At 68.3% G+C, this 1,333-nt stretch carries 1 protein-coding gene; it reads left to right on the top strand.

The features are described 5' to 3' along the window. Positions 1-124: 124 nt before the first annotated feature. Positions 125-1,333 (top strand): NF041680 family putative transposase (locus AC27LF_RS45440; protein WP_487227891.1); only part of this gene is annotated, 1,209 nt, incomplete at its 3' end.

The following is a 1,333-nucleotide window of genomic DNA, read 5'->3' as shown; positions in this document are numbered from 1 at the left end:
GCTTGAGTTTTAACCCCATCAAGATCGTTTGTTGGTGGGGGTTGGTCGTTTGCCGGACAGTGAGGCGGCCTCTGCTTGATCATGTGTTTCTGCCAAGAGACACGTCGATCAACCAAAGGCCGCGATGAACAGTCTGCAAGAAGGCGCCTCCCGCGTCGAGGCGTTGACCGCCTTGTCCCAATTCCGGCAGGAGTTCTTCGCCTGTCTGACGCGGCGGGCGGACGCGTTGTTCGAACTTGTCGACGCGGTCCTGACGGCGGACGGTCCGGTGGACTCGCTGGTCCAGCTGTCGCTGGAGAAGACGTTCCGGCGGGGGCACGGTGCTCTCTATGACGCCCTGGCCCGCGGTGATCTCGACGTTCAGGCTCTGCGCGCCCTGCTGGCGCGTTCCTGGCAGCCGGCCGACAACGGGCCGGTGAAGATCGCGGTGGACATCTCACCCTGGCCACGCCCGCACGCCGTCACCAGCGACGAGCGGTGCTACTGCCATGCGCCGTGCCAGTGCACCAGCACGCGCAAGGCAGTGCCGGGCTGGCCCTACTCCTTCGCGGCCGGCCTGGAATGGGGCACGGCCTCATGGACGGCCCTGCTGGACACGGTGCGGCTGACCGCCGGCCAGGACGCGACCATGGTCACGGTCGAGCAGGTCACACGGGTGACAGCGGCACTTCAGGAAGCCGGCCACCTGGCCCACCGGCCGGCACCTGTGTTCGTCTTCGACGCCGGATACGACCTGACCCGCATCAGCTGCCTGCTGGCCCAGCACGGCCCCGCAGTCCAGGTACTCGGCCGTATCAAGGCCAACCGGGTCTTCCGGGCCGATCCTGTCCAGCGCCCCCGCCACCTGGGCGGACGCCCCCGCCGCCACGGCAGCCGGTTCAAACTCGCCGACCGGTCCACCTGGAGGGCACCCGACGCCACACTCACCGCCTCCGGCAACCGCTACGGCACCGTGAAAGTCCATGCCTGGCACCGGCTGCACCAGGAACTCCAGCGCGACCGCGGCTGGAAGGACCACCAGGGGCAACTGCCCATCGTCCCGGGCACGCTCATCCTCATCGAGGCCGAACGCCTGCCCGGCCACCGCAGCCCCAAGCCGGTATGGCTGTGGCACACCGCCCCCGACGGCACGGACTTCGACCTCGACCTGCTGTGGCGCACCTACCTGCGCCGCTTCGACATCGAACACACCTTCCGGCTCCTCAAACAACAACTCGGCTGGACCGCACCCCAGATCCGCACCCCCGAACAAGGCGACCGCTGGACCCACCTGATCCTGGCCGCCCACGCCCAGCTCCGCCTCGCCCGCCACCTCACCCAGGACCTACACCGC

Source organism: Streptomyces diversicolor (assembly GCF_057537855.1).
The sequence above is the reverse complement of the archived record's forward strand: the minus strand, read 5'-3'. Positions and strand labels throughout refer to the sequence as shown.